This window comes from Pedobacter sp. BG31, assembly GCF_042464845.1.
Classification (GTDB): domain Bacteria; phylum Bacteroidota; class Bacteroidia; order Sphingobacteriales; family Sphingobacteriaceae; genus Pedobacter; species Pedobacter suwonensis.
The window spans coordinates 1-20,371 of sequence record NZ_JBHNZK010000010.1 but is presented as its reverse complement, the minus strand read 5'-3'; the positions used below and the strand labels follow the sequence as shown (position 1 = coordinate 20,371).

The 20,371-nt window shown below is 38.4% G+C and carries 14 protein-coding genes; 2 read left to right on the top strand and 12 right to left on the bottom strand.

Going from position 1 to position 20,371, the window contains the following annotated elements; all coding sequences use genetic code 11:
* Positions 1 to 7: 7 nt before the first annotated feature.
* Together ACFE6N_RS13345 and ACFE6N_RS13340 are read left to right on the top strand one after the other, a co-directional pair.
* Positions 8 to 868, top strand: coding sequence for a PorP/SprF family type IX secretion system membrane protein (locus ACFE6N_RS13345; protein WP_378937197.1), 861 nt, complete (start codon positions 8 to 10; stop codon positions 866 to 868).
* A gap of 729 nt (positions 869 to 1,597) precedes the next feature.
* On the top strand, positions 1,598 to 4,150 hold the full coding sequence (locus ACFE6N_RS13340; protein WP_090988276.1) for an ATP-dependent Clp protease ATP-binding subunit: 2,553 nt from the start codon (positions 1,598 to 1,600) through the stop codon (positions 4,148 to 4,150).
* An 88-nt stretch (positions 4,151 to 4,238) separates the two neighbouring features.
* On the opposite strand, the gene ACFE6N_RS13335 is transcribed toward ACFE6N_RS13340, so the two are convergent.
* The 12 genes from ACFE6N_RS13335 to ACFE6N_RS13280 all read right to left on the bottom strand — a co-directional run bounded on the left by ACFE6N_RS13335 (position 4,239) and on the right by ACFE6N_RS13280 (position 19,386).
* Positions 4,239 to 5,111, bottom strand: coding sequence for a RimK family alpha-L-glutamate ligase (locus tag ACFE6N_RS13335; RefSeq protein WP_378937195.1), 873 nt, complete (start codon positions 5,109 to 5,111; stop codon positions 4,239 to 4,241).
* Between the two features lie 177 nt (positions 5,112 to 5,288).
* A complete protein-coding gene (locus ACFE6N_RS13330) occupies positions 5,289 to 6,356 on the bottom strand; it encodes a PA0069 family radical SAM protein (RefSeq protein WP_378937193.1) in 1,068 nt (355 codons plus the stop codon).
* A gap of 117 nt (positions 6,357 to 6,473) precedes the next feature.
* On the bottom strand, positions 6,474 to 7,712 hold the full coding sequence (locus ACFE6N_RS13325) for a carboxypeptidase-like regulatory domain-containing protein (protein ID WP_378937191.1): 1,239 nt from the start codon (positions 7,710 to 7,712) through the stop codon (positions 6,474 to 6,476).
* Between the two features lie 991 nt (positions 7,713 to 8,703).
* A complete protein-coding gene (locus tag ACFE6N_RS13320) occupies positions 8,704 to 9,939 on the bottom strand; it encodes a carboxypeptidase-like regulatory domain-containing protein (RefSeq protein WP_378937189.1) in 1,236 nt (411 codons plus the stop codon).
* Positions 9,940 to 10,059: 120 nt separating this feature from the next.
* Positions 10,060 to 11,712: a DNA repair protein RecN gene (gene recN / locus ACFE6N_RS13315; protein ID WP_378937187.1), complete on the bottom strand. Its 1,653-nt coding sequence runs from the start codon at positions 11,710 to 11,712 to the stop codon at positions 10,060 to 10,062.
* A 99-nt stretch (positions 11,713 to 11,811) separates the two neighbouring features.
* Positions 11,812 to 13,908 carry a M56 family metallopeptidase gene (locus tag ACFE6N_RS13310; protein ID WP_378937185.1) on the bottom strand — a complete coding sequence of 699 codons (2,097 nt, stop codon included), beginning with the start codon at positions 13,906 to 13,908 and terminating at the stop codon, positions 11,812 to 11,814.
* Between the two features lie 94 nt (positions 13,909 to 14,002).
* A complete protein-coding gene (locus ACFE6N_RS13305) occupies positions 14,003 to 14,374 on the bottom strand; it encodes a BlaI/MecI/CopY family transcriptional regulator (RefSeq protein ID WP_378937183.1) in 372 nt (123 codons plus the stop codon).
* A gap of 403 nt (positions 14,375 to 14,777) precedes the next feature.
* Positions 14,778 to 15,890, bottom strand: a complete 1,113-nt coding sequence (locus ACFE6N_RS13300; protein ID WP_378937181.1) for a redoxin domain-containing protein — start codon at positions 15,888 to 15,890, stop codon at positions 14,778 to 14,780.
* A gap of 54 nt (positions 15,891 to 15,944) precedes the next feature.
* Positions 15,945 to 16,838 (bottom strand): DUF4835 family protein, encoded by an 894-nt coding sequence (locus ACFE6N_RS13295; protein WP_378937179.1) that lies wholly within the window; start codon positions 16,836 to 16,838, stop codon positions 15,945 to 15,947.
* Positions 16,835 to 18,031 carry a bifunctional phosphopantothenoylcysteine decarboxylase/phosphopantothenate--cysteine ligase CoaBC gene (gene coaBC / locus ACFE6N_RS13290; protein WP_378937176.1) on the bottom strand — a complete coding sequence of 399 codons (1,197 nt, stop codon included), beginning with the start codon at positions 18,029 to 18,031 and terminating at the stop codon, positions 16,835 to 16,837. The genes ACFE6N_RS13295 and coaBC overlap by 4 nt, the downstream gene beginning before the upstream one ends.
* A 77-nt stretch (positions 18,032 to 18,108) precedes the next feature.
* On the bottom strand, positions 18,109 to 18,435 hold the full coding sequence (locus ACFE6N_RS13285) for a DNA-directed RNA polymerase subunit omega (protein WP_090988294.1): 327 nt from the start codon (positions 18,433 to 18,435) through the stop codon (positions 18,109 to 18,111).
* Positions 18,436 to 18,438: 3 nt separating this feature from the next.
* Entirely contained in the window at positions 18,439 to 19,386 is a 948-nt protein-coding gene (locus ACFE6N_RS13280; RefSeq protein ID WP_378937174.1) for an outer membrane protein assembly factor BamD, read from the bottom strand.
* Between the last annotated feature and the right edge of the window lie 985 nt (positions 19,387 to 20,371).

Genomic DNA, 20,371 nt, shown 5'->3' with positions numbered 1-20,371 from the left:
GAAAAGGATGAAAAAAACAATATTGATACTGGCTGCTCTTATTGGTATTTCGAAGGTTAATGCGCAGACTAATCCATTATTAAACCAGTATTTTAACAACACATATCTTGCTAACCCGGCGATGGCCGGATTAGCAGGAGGAGCAACCGCAGACCTTACTTTCCGTTCACAGTGGAATAATATTCCCGGAGCTCCTATGGTACAAAACCTGAGCGCCACTTATGGATGGGAAAGAGTAGGGGTGGGACTAAACATGAATCTGGATAAAGCCGGCTTACAAAGACAAACGAGGATCCTGGCAAGTTATGCCTATCATCTTCCGCTCAATGGATCTGCAAAATTACATTTTGGTTTATCCGCAGGCTTTATGAACCAGCGGGTTGATATGCAGGATTTGATCGGTAATCCAAATGATCCACAGGTTGGCGCTTACAATACCGATCACAGGACTTATTTTGATGGCGATTTTGGAGTCGGGTTAACTTCACAGCGATTTAATGTAGATTTTGCGATGGTGAACCTTAAAAATTATTTCAATAGGGATAAGTTAAAACTAATCAATACACCAGCTGTGTATGCTTCGGCAGGTTATAAAATTGATTTAGGAGAAAGCTTGCTTCAACCTAAAGTGGCTTATCGTTCCTTTACGGGCATTGATGATATCGTGGATATTGGCGCTCAACTTGGAGTTGCTAATCAACAGTTATTGTTTACAGCCATGTATCATACCAGTAAGGCCGCAAGTTTCGGTGTGGGCTTACATTACAAGAAAAAATATATGATTAATACCGCATATACCACACAAACCGGTAATTTAAGCGGTTATACGGCAGGAAACTTTGAAATCAATCTGGGTATTAACTGGTAATGGATAATTTTCCAAATGAATGAGTATTCATGATTGAAATGGCCATAGCAATAGCTGTGGCCATTTTAATTTACTCATCTGGTCTTAATGTCGTACAAGGAAGCGGGCTGTCCCGACCGTAAAGAAGGTCTCTCTTTCCGGAAAATTTTTATCAGGGGATCGTTCTTACATAAATTTCTTTCGCTGTGTTCCGGACTGCTACTATCTACCTCATGGTCATGTTTCGTAAAATTCTTCGTTAAAAATCATTATACAGTAACAAACTCATGAGTTAAAAAACAAAAAAGACCTAACTATAGTTAATTTCGTATAAAGATTATTTTATGAGGTTGGGTTATTGTTGATTATTATTGACAAAGTAATTAAACGATGTCATGTTCTTTTTTATTTTTCTGTCAAAACTTGTAAATTGCTTTAATAAAAAGATACATATTGTCAGTTTCTGATGGCAAAGAAATCCTTACAATAAACCGACAATATAATGTCTGCAATTGGATGTTTTTAATAAATGTCCCTTTAGAACCTTTAGAACACTTATTACGTAAATAGAGATAATCAAAAAAATATTTATCATAATAATAATCTTACATGGAATTTTGGGTTTTCAGGCAGGTAAAGGCCTCTTTATCCACCCATATGGCGCAATTGTTGATAAAATAAAGAAAACAGTACGTTCGTTTTTATAAAGTTATTTTATAGTTTAGGGACGTAGCTGTTAAGAAAGGTATTATGGAAGCAAAATTTTCACCACAGGTTAAAGATGTAATCTCTTTTAGTAGGGAGGAAGCGCTCCGCTTAGGGCACGATTACATTGGAACCGAGCATTTATTATTAGGCCTCATCCGCGAAGGGGATGGTATGGCTATAAAAATTTTAAGATCGTTAGGAGTTGATACCGGTAAATTGCGCCGCTCGATTGAAGATGCTGTTCGCGGTACTTCGAGTGTTACAGTGAACTTAGGCAATATTCCATTAACTAAACAGGCAGAGAAAGTTTTAAAAATTACTTACTTAGAAGCTAAAATATTTAAAAGCGATTTAATTGGCACTGAACATTTGCTCTTATCGGTTTTGAGAGATGATGATAACATCGCCTCACAGATCCTATTGCAATATGGCATTACTTATGATGTTTTTAAACAGGAGGTAGAAGTGAATAAAAATGGTTTCAGAGATGATATCTCCAACAGTGCATCTACAGGAGGCGATGATGATTATCGCGAAGAGGAAAGCTTTAGCACACCTAAAAAAGTTTCGGATATAAAATCTAAAACCCCTGTTCTGGATAATTTCGGCCGTGATTTAACCAAGGCTGCAGAAGAAGGAAGATTAGACCCTATTGTAGGCCGTGAGAAAGAAATCGAACGCGTATCGCAGATTTTATCCCGCAGAAAAAAGAACAATCCGATTTTAATCGGAGAGCCAGGGGTTGGTAAATCGGCAATTGCAGAAGGTCTCGCCTTACGCATCGTACAACGTAAAGTTTCACGTGTGCTTTTTGGCAAACGTGTAGTTACTTTGGATTTGGCATCGCTGGTTGCCGGTACAAAATATCGTGGACAGTTCGAAGAGCGTATGAAAGCCGTGATGAACGAGCTTGAAAAGTCTACTGATGTAATTCTATTTATTGATGAGATCCATACCATTGTTGGCGCTGGTGGCGCATCTGGCTCGTTAGATGCATCCAATATGTTCAAACCTGCTTTGGCAAGGGGCGAAATTCAATGTATAGGTGCCACAACATTAGATGAATACCGTCAGTACATTGAGAAAGATGGTGCTTTAGACCGTCGTTTTCAAAAAGTGATGGTTGAGCCTGCTACACCTGATGAAACTGTAGAGATTTTAACGCGTATTAAAGATAAATACGAAGAACACCATGGGGTTACCTATACAGAGGAAGCTATCCTGGCCTGTGTTACATTAACCTCGCGTTATATCTCTGATCGTTTCTTACCTGATAAAGCGATTGATGCCTTAGATGAAGCCGGTTCACGTGTTCATTTAACTAATATCCATGTTCCGCAGAACATTATTGATATCGAAGCCAAAATTGAGGATATCAAATTGGAGAAAAACAAGGTGGTACGTAGCCAGAAGTATGAAGAAGCTGCAAAACTGCGCGATACAGAGAAAAATTTAATTGAAGAATTAGATAAAGCTAAAGCAGAGTGGGAAGCCGAAACCAAAACCAAACGTTACGAAGTATCGGAAGATAACGTAGCCGAGGTAGTTTCGATGATGACTGGTATTCCGGTACAACGTGTTGGACAAACAGACAGTGCAAAACTGTTGAACATGTACGATAAAGTGGCTGAGAAAATTATCGGTCAGAATGATGCGATCAAGAAATTGACTAAAGCCATCCAACGTACAAGAGCTGGGTTAAAAGATCCTAAAAAACCAATCGGTTCCTTTATTTTCCTGGGGCCAACTGGTGTAGGTAAAACGGAATTGGCAAAAGAGTTGGCGCGTTTCATGTTCGATAGTGATGATTCTCTGATTCAAATCGACATGAGTGAGTACATGGAGAAATTTGCGGTTTCGCGTTTAGTAGGAGCGCCTCCGGGATACGTAGGTTATGAAGAGGGTGGCCAATTAACCGAAAAAGTTAGGAGAAAGCCTTATGCCGTAATTTTATTGGACGAGATTGAAAAAGCACACCCTGATGTATTTAATATCTTATTACAGGTTTTAGATGAAGGTCAGTTAACAGATAGTTTAGGTCGTAAAGTTGATTTTAGAAATACCATCATCATCATGACCTCTAATATCGGTGCACGTCAACTTAAAGATTTCGGTCAAGGCGTTGGTTTCTCTACAACAGCAAAAACAAGCCAGGCCGATTCTCACAGTCGCGGTGTAATAGAAAGCGCATTGAAACGTGCCTTTGCGCCTGAGTTCTTAAACCGTGTTGATGATGTTGTGGTATTCAACAGCTTAGGTAAAGAAGAAATCTTTAAGATTATCGATATTGAATTAAAAGCCTTATTCGGTCGCGTTCATACACTTGGTTATGAGATTGTATTGACTGATAATGCCAAAGAGTATATTGCAGATAAAGGTTTTGATAGTAATTTTGGTGCCCGTCCATTAAAACGAGCAATTCAGAAATATTTAGAAGATCCGATTGCTGAAGAGATTCTGAAAGGCGAATTGACCGAAGGTGATGTTTTAGAAATTGATTATGATAAAACAACCGAACTCGTATCAATTAATCATAAAAAAGGCGAAAGCAAAAAAGAAGAACCAAAACAAGAAGAAGATTCTTCAAGTAAATAAAAAAAACTCCCGATGAAAGTCGGGAGTTTTTTTTATTATATCTGCCTGGAATTAACTGATTGCGGGTAACGTTTAGCCAAAAAAGTAATTACATCAGTTTTTTCAATGCTTCATAATAACGGTCATAATTTTCAGGAGCTGTATTTAAAAATAGAAAAGGTTCTATAAGTTCCAACTCCATCAGTAAAAATTCGCCATTTACGAAAGTACCGTCAACACGGGCATAAAGACAGTTTTTAGCAAACAAATCAACATATTGCTGTGCCATGGCAATCAGGTCATGATCGGGATTTTGCGGATGTACAGATCCACCATGTGCTGGCTGCACCCTGAAATCGCCAGGTTTAGCTTTTTTAATGAGCGAGTGGCTGTAGGTGCCATTGAAGAAAATGAACGACCATTCTCCGCTTTCCAAAATTTCCGGTAAAAATGGTTGAATAATAAAATCCTCTTCCTGCAGAAGATGGTTTAACTGATGATTTACTGCCTCAACGTGATCTATTGTTACCTTGAAGGTATTTTTTGCACCACCGCTGATGCAGGGTTTCACAATTAATTTATCTGTATTAAACTCGTCGAAGAAGTGTTTAAGCGATACGCGGTTTTGCTTATTGATGAAAATACTGGGTATAATTTTTAAGCCAGCGGCTTCGATCTCTTTCAGGTAGCGTTTATCCGAATTCCACCTCACCACATTGATTGGGTTGAGCAGTTTTACTTTTTTAGTTGCTAAAAGATCCAGCCAGGTATAAAAATCTTCAATCAGGTCAAAATAATCCCATGGTGATTTTAAAATCGCCACCTGGTAATCCTCCCAGTTGATATGTGGATTATTCCAGATTACCAGATCAATGGTCAATCCTTTTTCTTTTAAAAAGTAGAGGAGTTTGTCGTCTTCACTTTCAACGGTGGTTGTATCATAGTCGCCTTTGTCCAGGTAGGTAATCAATGCAATCTTCATAGTTTAAAACTAAGTTTTATGCCAGTAGTTTACAAATCTGTATTTACAAAGAAGTTTTTCTATGATGAATTACAAACCCAAAGCTCAAAAATCTTTATTGCAATCGGAACAAACGCATTGAGATGGCCGTGATCATAAACCACGGCCCGAGCGTTGGGGATTTCTCTCCCCGAATGTTTAAAATAGGCTCGCCTGGTTACTCGGAACCTTAAATAGCGTATGATCTAAAATAATGTCTTTTATATTTAAGCCATTTAAACGGCAATGCAATCTGAAATTATCCCTGATTATCTGCGAAATATTGCCATCGCCGCGCATGCGGTCGCCAAACCGGCTGTCATTTACATTACCGCCGTGGCAACTCTGAATGGAATGCCAGACTTTATCAAAGCGGTCCGGAAAATTTTTCTGCAGCCAATCTTCAAAGATCTCGCCGATGGCACCATTGAGCCTTACTACCGTGTATCCCGCTTTAATGGCGCCAGCATTGGCTACTGCTTTTAAAATTTTTGGAATTTCATGGTCACTTAAACCTGGAACAAGAGGGGCAACCATTACACCCACAGGAATTCCATCCTTACTGAGTTCTTCTACCACCTTTAACCGTTGTTTGGCCGTTGTGGTACGCGGCTCCATTACCTGCCTTAAATCTTCATTCAAACTGTTAATGGAAACATAAACCATGCACAGGTTTAATTTAGCCATCTCTTTCAGAATGTCCCTGTCGCGCAGGATGAGTGAATTTTTGGTAATCATCCCAATCGGCTGTTTGTAGGCCAATGCAATTTCGAGCAACTGCCGGGTTAGCTTAAATTTTCTTTCAGCAGGTTGGTAGCAATCGGTATTGCCAGAAAGCGAAATGGTAGTGGCATCCCAGCCTTTTTTCTCCAGAAATTTTTTAAAGAGCGTTGGTGCATCTTTTTTAACGATTATTTTCCGCTCAAATTCTATTCCGGCGCTATAGCCCCAATATTGGTGCGAATTGCGGGCGTAACAATACGTACATCCGTGCTCACAACCTTGATAAGGATTTAAAGAATAGGCCATGCCAACATCCGGACTGTCGACCCTATTTACAATGGTTTTCGAATTCTCGAAAATGAAAGAAGTTTTACGATCACTTTCCTCCCAGTCATCTATTCCTTCATCGTGCTCTTTTACATAAACATCTTTCAAAAATTTGTTATGTGGATTAAGCTGTGCACCTCTACCCTTAAAATATTGATTTTCTCTTTCCCTAATCATAATTTAAAATTACTAATATTTTTAGTAATTCTCAGTACCAGTTGTGGTTACTTTTCAACAATTAATTTTAGAGTTGATCATCCATTTTCCGTCTTACCGCTCACATCTTATCGTCCATCATTCCTTCTTTGGGAGTGGAATATAATCCATTGGTACCATATCGGCCACTTTTTCATATGCCCAGTAACCTTCATAAAGCAACGAACGGGAATCGTAAATGCCACCATTCTCGTAAAAACGCACACCTTCGCCGGTTAAATTCGCTACTGAAATTTCATTTTCCGGTACATCCAGTGGCCTGAAGATCCAGAAGCCTGTTTTGGCGTATGCAAGAGATTCTTTCTCCTTGGTATACTGAATCAAAAGGGCATCAGTATAGCTCAGGTATTTCAAATTCTGGTTGTAGTGATGTACTAAAGTATCCGTAAGCACTTCCGCCCTCGAAAATTTATCAATGGTTTTAGGCATTTCCTGTTGTTTCGTCCAAAAAGCAAGTAAGGCGGTATCTATTTTCCCTTTCATTTGCCGGATACCTGTTTTCTCAGGTACGGCTTTAATTTTTTCTAAGTTGGCATTGATCACGTATTGCGGATATCGATTAGGATTGGGAATTTTGATCATTTTATTAATGATGAAACCTTCTTCCTTTGTTTTATTGGCGTAAAGTGAGCGGAAAAAATGTTGTGATGAGCCGTAATAGGCCACTTCTCTTGCCGCAACATACTTCTTCTTTTTCGCCGCCGAAGCTTTTAATTCTTCAAAAAAGGGATGGCCAGAATAAAAAATGATGTGTGTCCGGGAATTATACTCAAAATGATCAAGCATATATTTTAGGCGATAACCTAATGCTTTATTTTCGACAATTAAAAATTCGGTAGTAGATACTGTTAACGTACTTTTGGTAATATCGAAATCTACATTCAGAACCTGCGGATTTAATATCTTGCATTGCGCTGCATTTGGTGTTTTACCAATAAAAAACTCTTTAAACTGGTTGATATATTTCTGTCTGTTCGGGTCAGCCCTGATTACCACTTCATCAAGCTGTGCAACATTCTCTTTCAAAACCAGCTCTACCTGAACTGATTTATCAGAAATGATAACACTTTTAGAATAGGGGAGGTAGCCAACAAGCTGCACAAGCAGGTCGTAACTGCCGGGCTTTAGATTTGAAAGTTTAAATTTTCCATCGTTATCGGCAACTGTTGCAATCTTATATCCGCTTAAGTAGATACTCGCGCCAGGCAATCCATCTTTTTTATCCCTAACTACACCACTGATTGAGAAGGTATTTTGAGCAATGGCATTAGTAGCCAACATGATCAGTATACAGGCTACTAAGAGGTTTTTAATCATGGAGACGAATGTACCCAAAAGGCAGAATATTTATTAAAATCGCTAAAATTTTTTAACAAATTTAACATTTGATATGGATCGTCAATGCCACTTTCCCCGCGTGTATAACGAAGGATCTTTTATCACGCAATTTATCCAAACCAGGCCTGATTTAGCCTGTTGCATTTTAATGGCATGGTCCCAAAACCCTTAATCGTGTTACCGGCACTGCCAGTTAAACCCGACCGTAGTGAAAAACCCACAGCCCGAAGCATGAGGACGAGGATTTGTAACAAAGGGCGGGACAGTCGGAACCGATTAGCAGTGCACCTGCTTTCCAAAAAAAATATCTTATTCAAATCCTGGCGAGCGGCTAAGCCCAGATAATTATAAATAACCTGAGTTCGATTATTAATATTGTCTTTCGTTAACTTATATCGGTTATTTGATTAAGAGGCCGTCACCCTGAATTCATTTCAGGGTCTTTCCTGCTAAAAAGATGCTGAAACAAGTTCAGCATGACGAATCGACCAGGGATGGGTCGTTTATAAGGCAGTATTTTAATTAAATAATTATCGAGTTCAGGTAAATAATAAATTGCTGTCGTGCTAAGCCTAGCGAAGAATCTTTTTCAAGTTAATCATTAAGGCATTCTGATAAGGAATTATCTTTTTGTTTTGGAACAAAAGTTTCGTTTTTCATAGCTGTAGTTGTCCCGCCATCGCTTTTGGTCCCGTTGTGCCGCGCCACATAGCAGGTTAACTTACGCTGTCGGTTTTATTTAACCACAACCAGTACTAATAGCACGGTCCCAAAACCCTTAATCGTGTTACAGGCACTGCCAGCTAAACCCGACCGTAGTGAAAAACCCACAGCCCGAAGCATGAGGGCGAGGATTTGTAACAAAGGGCGGGACGGTCGGAACCGATTAGCAGTGCACCTGCGTTCCAAAAAAAATATTTTATTCAAATCCTGGCGAGCGGCTAAGCCCGGATATCGAAACACTACATTCCTATTTTTTCACATCAACCGGCGGTAAATAATCCATTGGCACGCTATCTGCAATTTTTTCCCATCCCCAATAGCCGGCATAAAGCATAGCGCGTGGATTATAGATTCCACCATTCTCATAAAAATATACCGGTGCTATTTGGAGGGTAATGGTCGATACCTGATAATCGGGCATATCCAAAGGCCTGTTGATGGATAGGCCAATACGGTTGGCAAATAATGGATCTTCCTTTTCTTTAGCATAGATAATATAAAGTTTATCAGTAAAGTTTATGCTTTTGACGTTTTGGTTTTTGATATGAACCAAGGTGTCTTGTGCAACAGGACGGCGGCTTAAAATGGAAATGCCATCAGGGAGGTTTTTCTGTCTGATCCAATAGCTGAGTGAGTCTCCATGATTAAAGTTTATTTTTTTTTGTAATAAGCCTCCCTGCAGTTTTGTTAAACGTTTAATATTTGCGTTTATGATACTATCGGCCGGCTTGTCGCGATTTGGCTGGGTAATTAATTTGTTAATGATAAAACCTTCTTCAGTTGCCCTGCCATTGTAAAGTGATGTAAAAAAATGCTGTGGGGAACCCAGGTAAGCGGTTAAGCGTTTCTTTGCCCATATCTTTTTTTTCCGGTCCGATCCTTTTAAATCTTCATAATAAGGAAATCCTTCATAATAGATGATTTTCGTTCGGCTACTGTATTCAAAATTATTGACCAGGTATTTTATCCGGTATCCCAATGCCTGGTTCTCAATAATTAGAAATTGATTTGTCTTAACCGTGAGCTTCGCCTCTTCTCTATCGTAATCAACCAATAGCACATTCGGATTAATCATTTTACACTGTAGGGCATTTGGCGTAGTACCAATAAAAAAATCTTTGAACATGGCGATATAATGGGCCCTGTTCGGATCTGGTTTAATGGTAACTTCGCTTAACTGGGTGATACTTTCTTCTAGAACCAGATCGAGTTTAATCGCCTTATCAGCTATAATAATGTTTTTATTTACCGTCTTGTAGCCGATTAATTGTACTAAAATATCGTAGTTTCCAGGTTTTAAAGGAAGAGTATAATTGCCATTATTATTTGTTACCGTAGCCATTTTATAACCACTTACATATACACCTGCACCAGGTAAAACTTCACCACGTTTATCTTTAACTGTCCCCGAAAGCACGTAATTTTGTTGGGCGAAACAAATTTTAACGACCAATAAGAAGAATAAAACTGAAAAAGATTTCATAGTATAAATATAAACTAATTTATTAGTTTATATTTAATTCATAATGTAAAATTATTAGTGCTTTTCTTATTGAGGCCTGTCTGATAATATGAAATTGTTAGTGGTGATCAGGATAATAAACTAAGCCAATAGTTCTTTTGCATTTTCTATAGCCGATGCACCCGGATTTTTACCACTTAACATTTCGGCAATTACCTCAATACGTTCTTCCTGTTTAAGTTTACGGATGGCAGTAGTGGTTTTTCCGCGGTCTTCATGTTTATGAACATAATAGTGTGATCTGCCTTTGGCCGCAATCTGTGGCAGGTGTGTAATGGAGATTACCTGCATGTTCTGGCCTAAATCGGAAATGACCTCTCCAACTTTTAGCGCAGTTTCCCCGGAAATTCCGGTATCAATTTCATCAAAAATAATGGTCGGTAAGGAAGTATGTTTAGCCAGTAAAGCTTTAATGGCTAGCATTAAGCGCGATAACTCGCCACCAGACGCTACTTTATTTACCGGTGCGGGCGCCTGACCAGCATTAGCTGTAAATAGCAGGTTTATTTCGTCTAAACCATCTTTATTTAATTCGCTAAATACTTTTTGATCTAAAACCAGTTTTGCATTTAGCATGCCCACTCTTTTTAAGGTCAAACTGGTTTGTTCTTCAACTACTTTAATCGCTTTTTTGCGGTTGGCACTTAACTGTCCGGCCTGCTGAAGTAGTACTTTTTGAAGTTGATCTATTTCTTTCTGTAGGTTTTCGATATGTTCATCAGAAGATAAGAGTTTGTTCAGATTTTCTTCCAGTTGCTTTTGAAATGCTAATAATCCGGTATTATTAGCAACCCGATGTTTTTGCTGCAGTGAATAAAAAAGATCCAGCCGTTGATTAACAATTTCTAAACGATCGGCACTGTGGATGGTATTTTCTTCTATTCCAGAAACCTCATCGGCAATATCTTTTATTTCGATAATGGAGGAGCGTAACCGTTCATATAGCACATTGATTGCGGGATCAAATTTTTCGATACTTTGTAACTGTAATGAAGCTTCTTTTAAAATCTGGAGAGCAGAAGGCTCACCTTCGCTAATTAAACCGGAAGTGGCGAGTAACGCCCTTTTTATGGTTTCTGCATGGGTTAACCGTTCTAATTCCTGTTCTAAATCTTCCTGCTCGCCATCCTGTAGTTTTGCCTGCTCCAGCTCGTTGAACAGAAACTGTTCATAATCCTGTTTATTCCTGGCTTCGTCTGCTTCGGCTACCAGTTTCTTTAACAGGCTGCTATCTTGCTTAAGCTTTTTAAATCCGCGGCGGTAGTCGGTCAACAATGATTTATGGTTGGCCAGTGCATCTACAATCAACAGTTGAAAATCGGTATCGTTGATTTCCTGTGTAGCATGTTGTGAATGGATGTCGATCAGCTTTTCGCCAATCTGTTTTAGGATGGATAAATTTACAGGCGTATCGTTAATGAATGATCTTGTTTTGCCATCTATTGATATTTCTCTCCTCAGGATGCTTTCGTTTGAGAAATCAAGATCATTTTCTTCAAAAAGACTTTTCAGGTTTTCATCTGCCAAAGTGAAATTGCCTTCAATAACACATTTTTTGTCCTGGTTAAAAAAGTACTTGCTTTCTGCCCGCTGACCTAAAATTAGCGACAATGCGCCAAGTATGATCGATTTACCAGCGCCGGTTTCACCTGTAATAATATTCAAGCCTTTATCAAATTCGATATCCAGACTATCAATTAATGCGTAATTACGTATAGAAAGTTTTTGTAGCATGCTAAGCAAAAATATTAAAATTTATTCAACAGGACTCTACAAAACAAAAACAGCGAAGAATAATCTTCGCCGTTTATGATTTGTTTGGTTTATGTGTTGTTATTTGATAGCAATGTTAATAGTATTGTCATTGACAATTTTTAAGTTGGGTACTTTAAGATAAGTTTTTAAGGCCAATTGGTCAGCATTTGTAAAGTCTGATTTTTTATAGGTTACCACCGCATTTAACGTATTAAGCGCTTTATCGGCACCTGTAAAATCTTTATTTTGATACAAAATAACTGCTGGATTAAGCTTTGAGCTTTTATTACTACCTTCAAATTTTTCCTTTTTCTCTTTCTGCTCAATTTTTTCTTTTAATTCTTTTACCTCATTGTCAAATTTTTCTTTCAATTTTTTATACTCTTCCGTTTGTTTCACTTTATTATTCGAGTCATCATTCAATTTTAGAAAAATACCGTCTGAAAGCTGATAATCTTTTCCTGATTTTAAGGTCTTTACGCTTAGATTTTCAATTTGAGCCTTAAATTCCGGAGTATTTATCGTAGCCGCCAGATCTTCGCCTATTTTTTTCCATTGTGCCTGTGCTTCTGGCGACGAGAATTGTTTGTTCATATCTTCAGCAAATTTTTTCCACTTCGCCTGCGCCTCTGGTGAGCTATATTGTTTGGCTACATCTTCACCAAACTTTTTCCATTTGGCCTGTGCTTCTGGCGAACTGTATTGTTTGGCCACATCTTCACCGAACTTTTTCCATTTGGCCTGTGCTTCTGGCGAACTGTATTGTTTGGCCACATCTTCACCAAACTTTTTCCACTTCGCTTGTGCTTCTGGAGAATTGTATTGTTTGGCTATATCTTCACCAAATTTTTTCCACTTGGCTTGTGCTTCAGGAGAGTTGAATTCCTTGTTGATTTTGGCAAATAACAGCGAATCGTCTAATTTAAATTTAAAATTGCTATCAGCACGCAGTCTATAAATATTTTTACCTGCAAACAGTTCGTCCCTGTAAAAATCTCTCTTTAGGCTATCCGGCATTTCTTTTACCGAGTTATATTCGGTCTTTTTACCATTAGCATCAATGGTCACAATTTTGATTTTACGTTTTTTCGTGGTATCCGTGTAAAGAACGGTTTTCAGATCATTGTGGTTGATGACACTTAAGACTTCAATTTTTGTTTTTTGGGTGTCTTTTTTATTTTCTGTTGGATTGATCCAGGCAATAGAAAACAGGCAAGCTACTCCTAAGGTCAGGGCTGCCATTTGCTGTTTGGCGTTTAAATAATTTGTTTTCATGTTGGTTATTCTTTTTATGCGTTGATACAAATTCTGGGTTTTGCCTGTTGCCGCCAATGCATAAGCCGGACTGTTTTTGTCTTTTAATAGTTCCAGTTTAAGTAGGGCATGGGCATAATTCAATGGCTTTCCGGTAATCTTTAATACCAGGTCATCGCAGGCATGCTCGCGCTCAATGTGTATAAACCTCCCTGCCATCCATACAAATGGATTATAAAATAATAGGGTTTCAATAGCTGTTTTAATCAGGTTTAATAAAAAGTCGTTTCTTCTGATATGTGATAATTCATGAATGAGTATCGCTTCCACCTGGTCATTGTCTAATTGGTTTACCAGGGCCAGTGGAAATAATACAACAGGTTTCAAATAACCGATAACTAAAGGCACATTAACAATAGAAGAAATGTGAAACTGAATAGCTTTGTTAATTTTAAGCCGGGCCGTTACATGATCAAAAATAACTTTCCAGCTATCGGGTATTGCACTTAAACTTTCTTTTTTTAGTTTGGAAAGCTGTCCATAACCTTTAATAATAACAAACAACTGAAGCACAATACCAATGGCATAGAATATAACTACTGTAGGGAAGTATTGCTCTGCCTTGCTGCCAAAGGTTGGTGGTAAGTTATTAAGGTATTGGTATACCTGTATATCCTGAGCTTTGATTTCTGGTACATGCGTGTATGCATGTAGCATTAAATAGTGTATGAAATTATAGCCAAAGCCGATAAACATTAAAATGATGGCACCAAAAGCAAGGTTATGCTTATGTTTTGCGGCTAGTTTTGGGATGCCAAGCATGATAATAAATAGGATGCCATAAATGATGGCGCTTTGCCAAAGTGAATTTAAGATGCTCCAGCCAAATGCTTTGATGAACTGTTGTAATAAAGTTTCCATAACGGTGATTTTAATTTTTTATACGGATATCATCCGAAATCTTAATGTTTATTAGGGATCTAAACCCTACACCTTCCAACCTTCAGCAATAGCCTTACTTTAGGCTATCCAAATATTTTTTTATTTCGTCAATTTCTTCTGCACTGGCGCTGTGGTTACCCAGGGCCTGCATCACCAGTCTCGCTGCAGATCCGTTAAATACATTATCGATCATTTTGTTTACCAGTTGTTTTTCCGTTTTATCCTGACTAACAAGTGCTTTATATACGTGTGTTTTTTGGGTAGTATCTCTGTCCACCATGCCTTTCTCATGCAAAATCTGCATCAGTTTTAAAGTAGTGGTGTAACCAGAGTCTTTTTTATTTAACGACTCATGAACCTCTCTTACCGTTGCATTCCCCTTTTGCCAAAGCACCTGGAGGATTTCCATTTCACCTTCCGTAGGTTTGATGTTATAATTATCCATATGTTACAAGTTGTACGAATTGTTTCGTATTCAAATGTACGAAGATATTCGTAATATCAAAATATTATAACAAATTTTTTAATCAGCTAATTGTGGAAACTGGTTAATCGGTTAACTTTTTTGCACGAAGTATCTGATAGGATGTATCCTTATTATTGGGCATTAAAAAGGAACCTGCCCTATGAAAAACCAGTTTGCGTGATTAAACCTGATTGATGTGAATACCGGCCTGTGTGTAAGGCCTGCAGGCGTATAAATGAAAGCAGGACTGCCTTTAATTGAAACGCTGAAATTGCTTTTCTAACATTAATCACAAACAAATAGAGAAACTACCTAGCGATTAACCATATGATGTACAATTAACCGATTTAAACAATTAGCCAGTTAACCCGTATCAATATAATTACTTATTAGCACCTAATAATTCAGCCATTTTATCGCGTAGTTCTTTTCCCTTAATATCTTTTGCAATGATTGTTCCGTTAGGGTCAATAAGAACATTTGAAGGTATTGAAGTAATGCCATAAAGTTTAGCAGCTTCATTTTCTTTTTTAAGATCAGACACCTGCGTCCAAGGTAGTTGATCTTCTTTAATGGCGTTTAACCAGTTGGCTTTGTTCGCCAATACATCGATCGATACGCTGAGAACAGTAAATTTTTTTTCCTTATATTGATGATAAACAGCTAAAACATTAGGATTTTCTTCCCTACAGGGTAGACACCACGAAGCCCAAAAATCGACAAGGACATATTTGTTCCGATAAGATGAAAGTCGGATCGGATTACCATTTATATCATTCTGGATAAAGTCTTTTGCCGTCATTCCTACAGTGATTTTTTTACCTTCTGTAATCCTTCTGATTATTTCCTTAGCCTCTGGCATCATTTTAAGTACTGTAGCTAATTTAGCAAAACTCTGTTCTACCCGTGGTAAATTTTTGCTTGTACGCGCTAGCTGACCCAATGTTAATAAACTTACATACGAACGGGGATGGCCATCGATAAAGTTAAACTGTTGCAAAATGATTTCGTTATCTAAATCAGTAGTTTCCGTTTTATTCAGGGTTACTAATGTGTCAGCTTTTAGTTCATCTGGATTTTTTAACTTCTTCCTTTTATTGTAAAGAGGTTTTAATAAGCCATGTAGTTTGGCATAATCGTTATTTAACTGAGTTCCAGAAATAATGGAGTTGTTTAAGGTATCTGGTGACTTAAGTATGATCTGGCCTTCCTCAATATAAACATCAAAAGAATCAAAAAGCTCGTTCGCGTAACGGGGATTATCATTTCTGCAAATATAACCTCTAACTTTAGTGTTAAAAGTTCCTTTAAATTCGAAAGAACCTTTGTAAACTACAGTAGAATCCTCAATTAATTGAGGGCCTTGCCGAAAGGATAAAAAGATTTTATCGCCATCTTTATAAGCCTTGCCAAATCCTTTAATGCTGAATGAAGATTGTGCCAGCAAGCTTAATGGTAAAAGACACATCGCAACTAATAAAAATCTTTTCGTCATTTTTAGAAATTATATTTGAGCTACCACCATACATTAACTCCTTGATCAAAAAAACTAATTCCTCTTCAGCCCTTCATATTTACCAATGTTTGCCGGATCAATTTCTGCCAGCATGTTGTAGGCTTTCATACGTTCTTGTCCATTAAGTTTAGAAAGTACATTGGTTACCTCTTCGGCTTTGGCAGCAAAGTAAACATTAGGAAAGATAGAGCCGAGTTTCTGTTTATCCATTTGCTGTAGTGCGGGCAAGGCGGCAACAATTTGCGCTAAGCCCTTATCCTGATCGGTTAGCTGATCAAGTCCGCTTAAATGATAACTGTAAATGAAATTGCGCAGTTCTGCAAATATGGGGTTTAAAACATTTTCATTAAACCAAAAACGATTACGTAAGCCATCGGCAGCTCTCCACCCGGTATTGCCCGAGGCTTGTGCAAGGTTGATGATGTTCTGTGCTTTTTTATAAAAAGGAGTGCCACCCATTTTGCTAAAACTATCCTTATCCATCCCGATAATGGTGTAGGCATAATAGGTGAGTAGCGCACTGATATTGGAAATATAATTCTGGTCAGAGAAGTCGATTGTAGCCCCATCGTTAAAGTTGAAATCGAAATTCTTATCACTCATATTTAACAAAGTGCTATTATAAGAACTGTTAAAAACGGGGCGGCTGCTTTGAATCTGCGCTTCGGCGGTATAACCAGAGCCACCATCCCACGAATTGATGGTGATGACGAAACTACAATCTATACGCTCCTGCGGCTTATAACTTTCGTTGCTGAATTTGTTGTTGTTCAAAAAATCGCGGATTGTTTTTTGCAGAGCGTCTAAAGTTGGTTTGCTGATGTTCGAAACCTGGGGAGCCAGTAAGGTTACCCGAGCATTTAGTTCTTGCGCCTGTAGCTTTCCAAACCCCACCAATATCAGTATCCAAACAATCTTTTTTATCATTTCACAATTTTTAAAATGGCAGTACAAATATCTTTTGCAACATCTGTTTTGGATTTCATTTCAAATACAGTCCGTTCTAAAGCTTGGTTAAAAATAGTAATTTTATTGGTATCTGATTTAAAACCTGCTCCTTTATCATTCAAAGAATTTAGCACCACCAGGTCTAGATTTTTCTTTTCCAGTTTGCCTTTGGCATAATTCTCTTCGTCATTGGTTTCTAAAGCAAATCCAACCAAAATCTGTTGCGGTTTTTTTGCCTTACCTAAATAAGCAAGTATATCTGTTGTTTTTTCCAGTTCCAAAAACAATCCGCTATCCTGTTTTTTAATTTTTTGCGTAGCAACCTGCTTAGGCCGATAATCGGCCACAGCTGCGCACATCACAGTGATATCTGTTTCTTCAAAAGCAGTGGTACAGGCCTCAAACATTTCCTGCGCACTTACCACATCTATCCTTTTTAACATTTGACTGGCTTTTTGGGCAGTTGGTCCGGCAATTAAAGTGACATCAGCACCCAGTTTGGCCAACTCATCAGCCAGGGCAAAACCCATCTTACCTGAAGAATGGTTGCCTATAAAACGTACCGGATCGATAGCCTCATAAGTAGGTCCAGCGGTTACCATTACCTTTTTGCCAAACAGGGGTAACGATTTCTTCACAGAATTATCCAGGAAAGTAACAATTTCTTCCGGCTCGGCCATTCGGCCTTCTCCCCAAAGTCCGCTGGCCAGTTCGCCGTTAGCCGGAGCAATAACCGTGTTACCAAAACTGGTTACACGACTAATGTTGCTTTGGGTTGTTTCGTGTTTCCACATATCCAGATCCATAGCCGGGGCTACGTAAACCGGACATTTTGCCGAAAGATAAACAGCCGTTAATAAATTATCGCAGATACCTGTTGCCAGTTTGGCTAAAGTATTGGCGCTTATCGGAGCGATGATAAGTAAATCGGCCCATAAGCCCAGTTCAACATGATTGCTCCATACGCCGGTTTCTTCTTCGAAATATTGTGTGTAAACCGGATTTTTAGAAAGCGTAGCAAGGGTAAGTGGTGTAATGAAATGAGCACCATCAGGGGTAAGGATAACCTTTACGTTTGCGCCAGCTTTTACGAACAGCCGAACCAAAAATGCCGACTTATAAGCCGCGATGCTACCGCAAACGCCAAGGATTATATTTTTATTTTTTAGCATAATGCGCAGAGTAGATAAGGCATGGAGCATAGAGCGTAGTGCTAAACGCTTTGCCCTAAACGCTATGCGCTATGCAGTTACTTTTGTTCTTTAGCAGGGTTTCTGTGGTACACTTTGCCATTCAAAAACTCATCCATAGCAACTAAAACAGGCTTTGGCATTCGCTCGTAATGCTTGCTGATCTCAATCTGCTCACGGTTTTCGAAAATTTCTTCCAAATTATCGTTGCTAGAAGCAAATTCTGCCAGTTTACCGTGTAACTCTTCTTTAACGTTGTTCGAAATTTGATTTGCCCTTTTCGCAATTACCACTAGCGATTCGTATAAGTTATCAGTAGTTTTATCTAAATCGTGTACGTTTCTGGTTACTGTAGTATTAGGTACAGCAGGTTTGTTAGTATTCATCTGTTACTTGTTTTTAATATCCGTATTATCTGCATTCGTTGGTTTTGTAGAAACAGTATCCTTTAATTTACCTGTTCTAATCAACATCTGCTTGTATTTTTCCTGATCAGCAGCATATAATGCCAATTCTTTTTTTGTAGCCGCAATTCCTGCTTCAACATCACTCTTAAGCGCTTTTGCATCTTTAGCAAATTTACTGTCAGGGTGGTTTTCCGTAAATTCAGTATATAAAGAAAGTGCTTCATTGTAACGGTCTTCCTGACGGATGATGTAACTGTTTTTTGCGTATAAATATTGTGCCTTTATCATCAGGAAATCCATTTCCTCAGCATACTTAATGTCTGGATAATCTCTTTGTGCATTTTTTAAGGCAATAACAGCTGCTCTATAATTATCTACATTACTTGGTCCTGTAGTTAAATACATTTTAGCATTTTCAAAGGCTTTATCCTCTAACTTTCCCCTTAATACCGCAATATATTTTCCGGCAGCAGCAGCACGATCGCTGGTAGGGTATAGGTTAATAAATAATTGTAACGCATCAATAGCTTTATAAGTATTTTCCTGGTCTAAAGAGAAATTTGGCGACTCCAGGTAATAGCAGTATGCTGCCATGTATCTGGCTTCTTCAGCATTCTTACTTGCCGGGTAGGTGTCTGCAAAACTTTTAAACTGGTACCTCGCTGTGGTATAGTCACTTAATCTATAAAGGGTATAAGCATAATAATAGTTCAGGTCTTCTGCTTCTGCACGGCCACGGTATTTTTGAGATAGGTCCTCAAAAAGTACTAATGCCTTACTGTAATCGCGTTTATTATACAAACGAAGTGCCTCTTGGTATTTTTTTGCAACGTCATTGCTCGCCCTCAATTTCTCGAAACGACTTTTACAGCCCGCAATACCCAAAGCGGTAATAAATACTAAAATAATTAAGTGTTTAACTTTAAACATTCTGCAAAGATAATTAATAATACGATAACATCAATAAAAACAATTGGCCGCTAAGCTATGCAAAGCAATTCAGTACAAATATACAGTTAACAATTTTTAACATATATACATATCGTCGCTCGTATATGTATATATATTGTTGTTGGTTTTAGCAAAGCAGGGTCAGTGGTACTATATAAGCATGTTCCCGCTATTTGCTCCAAATCCTCGCTGCGCTGCGGGTTTTCCGCTGCTATCGGGTTTAGGTGGGCAGTTTCTTCCAAAGTTTCAAGTGGCCGGGCGCAGGGGGACTTCAGAAGCTTTAATGGGTTTCTCCAGCCGATCCGTCATCCTGGCTACCTGACCTTATCAGATCCTGGAACTGTTCAGGATGGTACTAAACAGGTAAAAGGCATAATTGTTTTGGCCGGTCGAAAAATATTTCCCTTTGAAAACCATTCACTTACGCTGAGATGAACAACATTTAATAAATATCCTTTGGTGTTTTACAGAATTTTCCTACTTTTGCATCCCGCTTCGGAGGAAGGGATCTGTTGAAAAGATGGCTTAGAGAGATGGAGGGCGATATTATTTTAAAATAAATATTGCTTAAGAGAAAAAGATTGCTACCTTTGCAGCCCGGTTCGGAAGAGCGGAAAGCTGGTCAACACCGGCATATTGAAACAGGGGGAGAGAAGAAAAAGCAAACAGAAAAATAAAAATTATTTTATTTGGAAGTTCAAAAAAGATTCCTACCTTTGCACTCCCAACGGAAACTAAGGGAAAACAAAAAATGATCAGGTAGCGGATGTTACGGCGATCAACAGAAAAGATTGAAACAGAGGGAAACACGTTCAGGACGAAGAAGACCTGAACAAACTGAAATCTGGAGATATATAAAGACGGGCCGCGAGGCAACAACAGTCGATAAGTTCTTAAAAGAGATGTCAATGTAGCGCAGTGAGGTAATGAAGTACGTATTCAAGTACAGAATGCCTGACTGAAT

Excerpts from the sequence above, each read along its gene's own strand:
- ACFE6N_RS13345 (WP_378937197.1), top strand. The coding sequence starts at position 8 with ATGAAAAAAACAATATTGATACTGGCTGCTCTTATTGGTATTTCGAAG.
- ACFE6N_RS13340 (WP_090988276.1), top strand. The coding sequence starts at position 1,598 with ATGGAAGCAAAATTTTCACCACAGGTTAAAGATGTAATCTCTTTTAGT.
- ACFE6N_RS13335 (WP_378937195.1), bottom strand. The coding sequence starts at position 5,111 with ATGAAGATTGCATTGATTACCTACCTGGACAAAGGCGACTATGATACA.
- ACFE6N_RS13330 (WP_378937193.1), bottom strand. The coding sequence starts at position 6,356 with ATGATTAGGGAAAGAGAAAATCAATATTTTAAGGGTAGAGGTGCACAG.
- ACFE6N_RS13325 (WP_378937191.1), bottom strand. The coding sequence starts at position 7,712 with ATGATTAAAAACCTCTTAGTAGCCTGTATACTGATCATGTTGGCTACT.
- ACFE6N_RS13320 (WP_378937189.1), bottom strand. The coding sequence starts at position 9,939 with ATGAAATCTTTTTCAGTTTTATTCTTCTTATTGGTCGTTAAAATTTGT.
- recN (WP_378937187.1), bottom strand. The coding sequence starts at position 11,712 with ATGCTACAAAAACTTTCTATACGTAATTACGCATTAATTGATAGTCTG.
- ACFE6N_RS13310 (WP_378937185.1), bottom strand. The coding sequence starts at position 13,908 with ATGGAAACTTTATTACAACAGTTCATCAAAGCATTTGGCTGGAGCATC.
- ACFE6N_RS13305 (WP_378937183.1), bottom strand. The coding sequence starts at position 14,374 with ATGGATAATTATAACATCAAACCTACGGAAGGTGAAATGGAAATCCTC.
- ACFE6N_RS13300 (WP_378937181.1), bottom strand. The coding sequence starts at position 15,890 with ATGACGAAAAGATTTTTATTAGTTGCGATGTGTCTTTTACCATTAAGC.
- ACFE6N_RS13295 (WP_378937179.1), bottom strand. The coding sequence starts at position 16,838 with ATGATAAAAAAGATTGTTTGGATACTGATATTGGTGGGGTTTGGAAAG.
- coaBC (WP_378937176.1), bottom strand. The coding sequence starts at position 18,031 with ATGCTAAAAAATAAAAATATAATCCTTGGCGTTTGCGGTAGCATCGCG.
- ACFE6N_RS13285 (WP_090988294.1), bottom strand. The coding sequence starts at position 18,435 with ATGAATACTAACAAACCTGCTGTACCTAATACTACAGTAACCAGAAAC.
- ACFE6N_RS13280 (WP_378937174.1), bottom strand. The coding sequence starts at position 19,386 with ATGTTTAAAGTTAAACACTTAATTATTTTAGTATTTATTACCGCTTTG.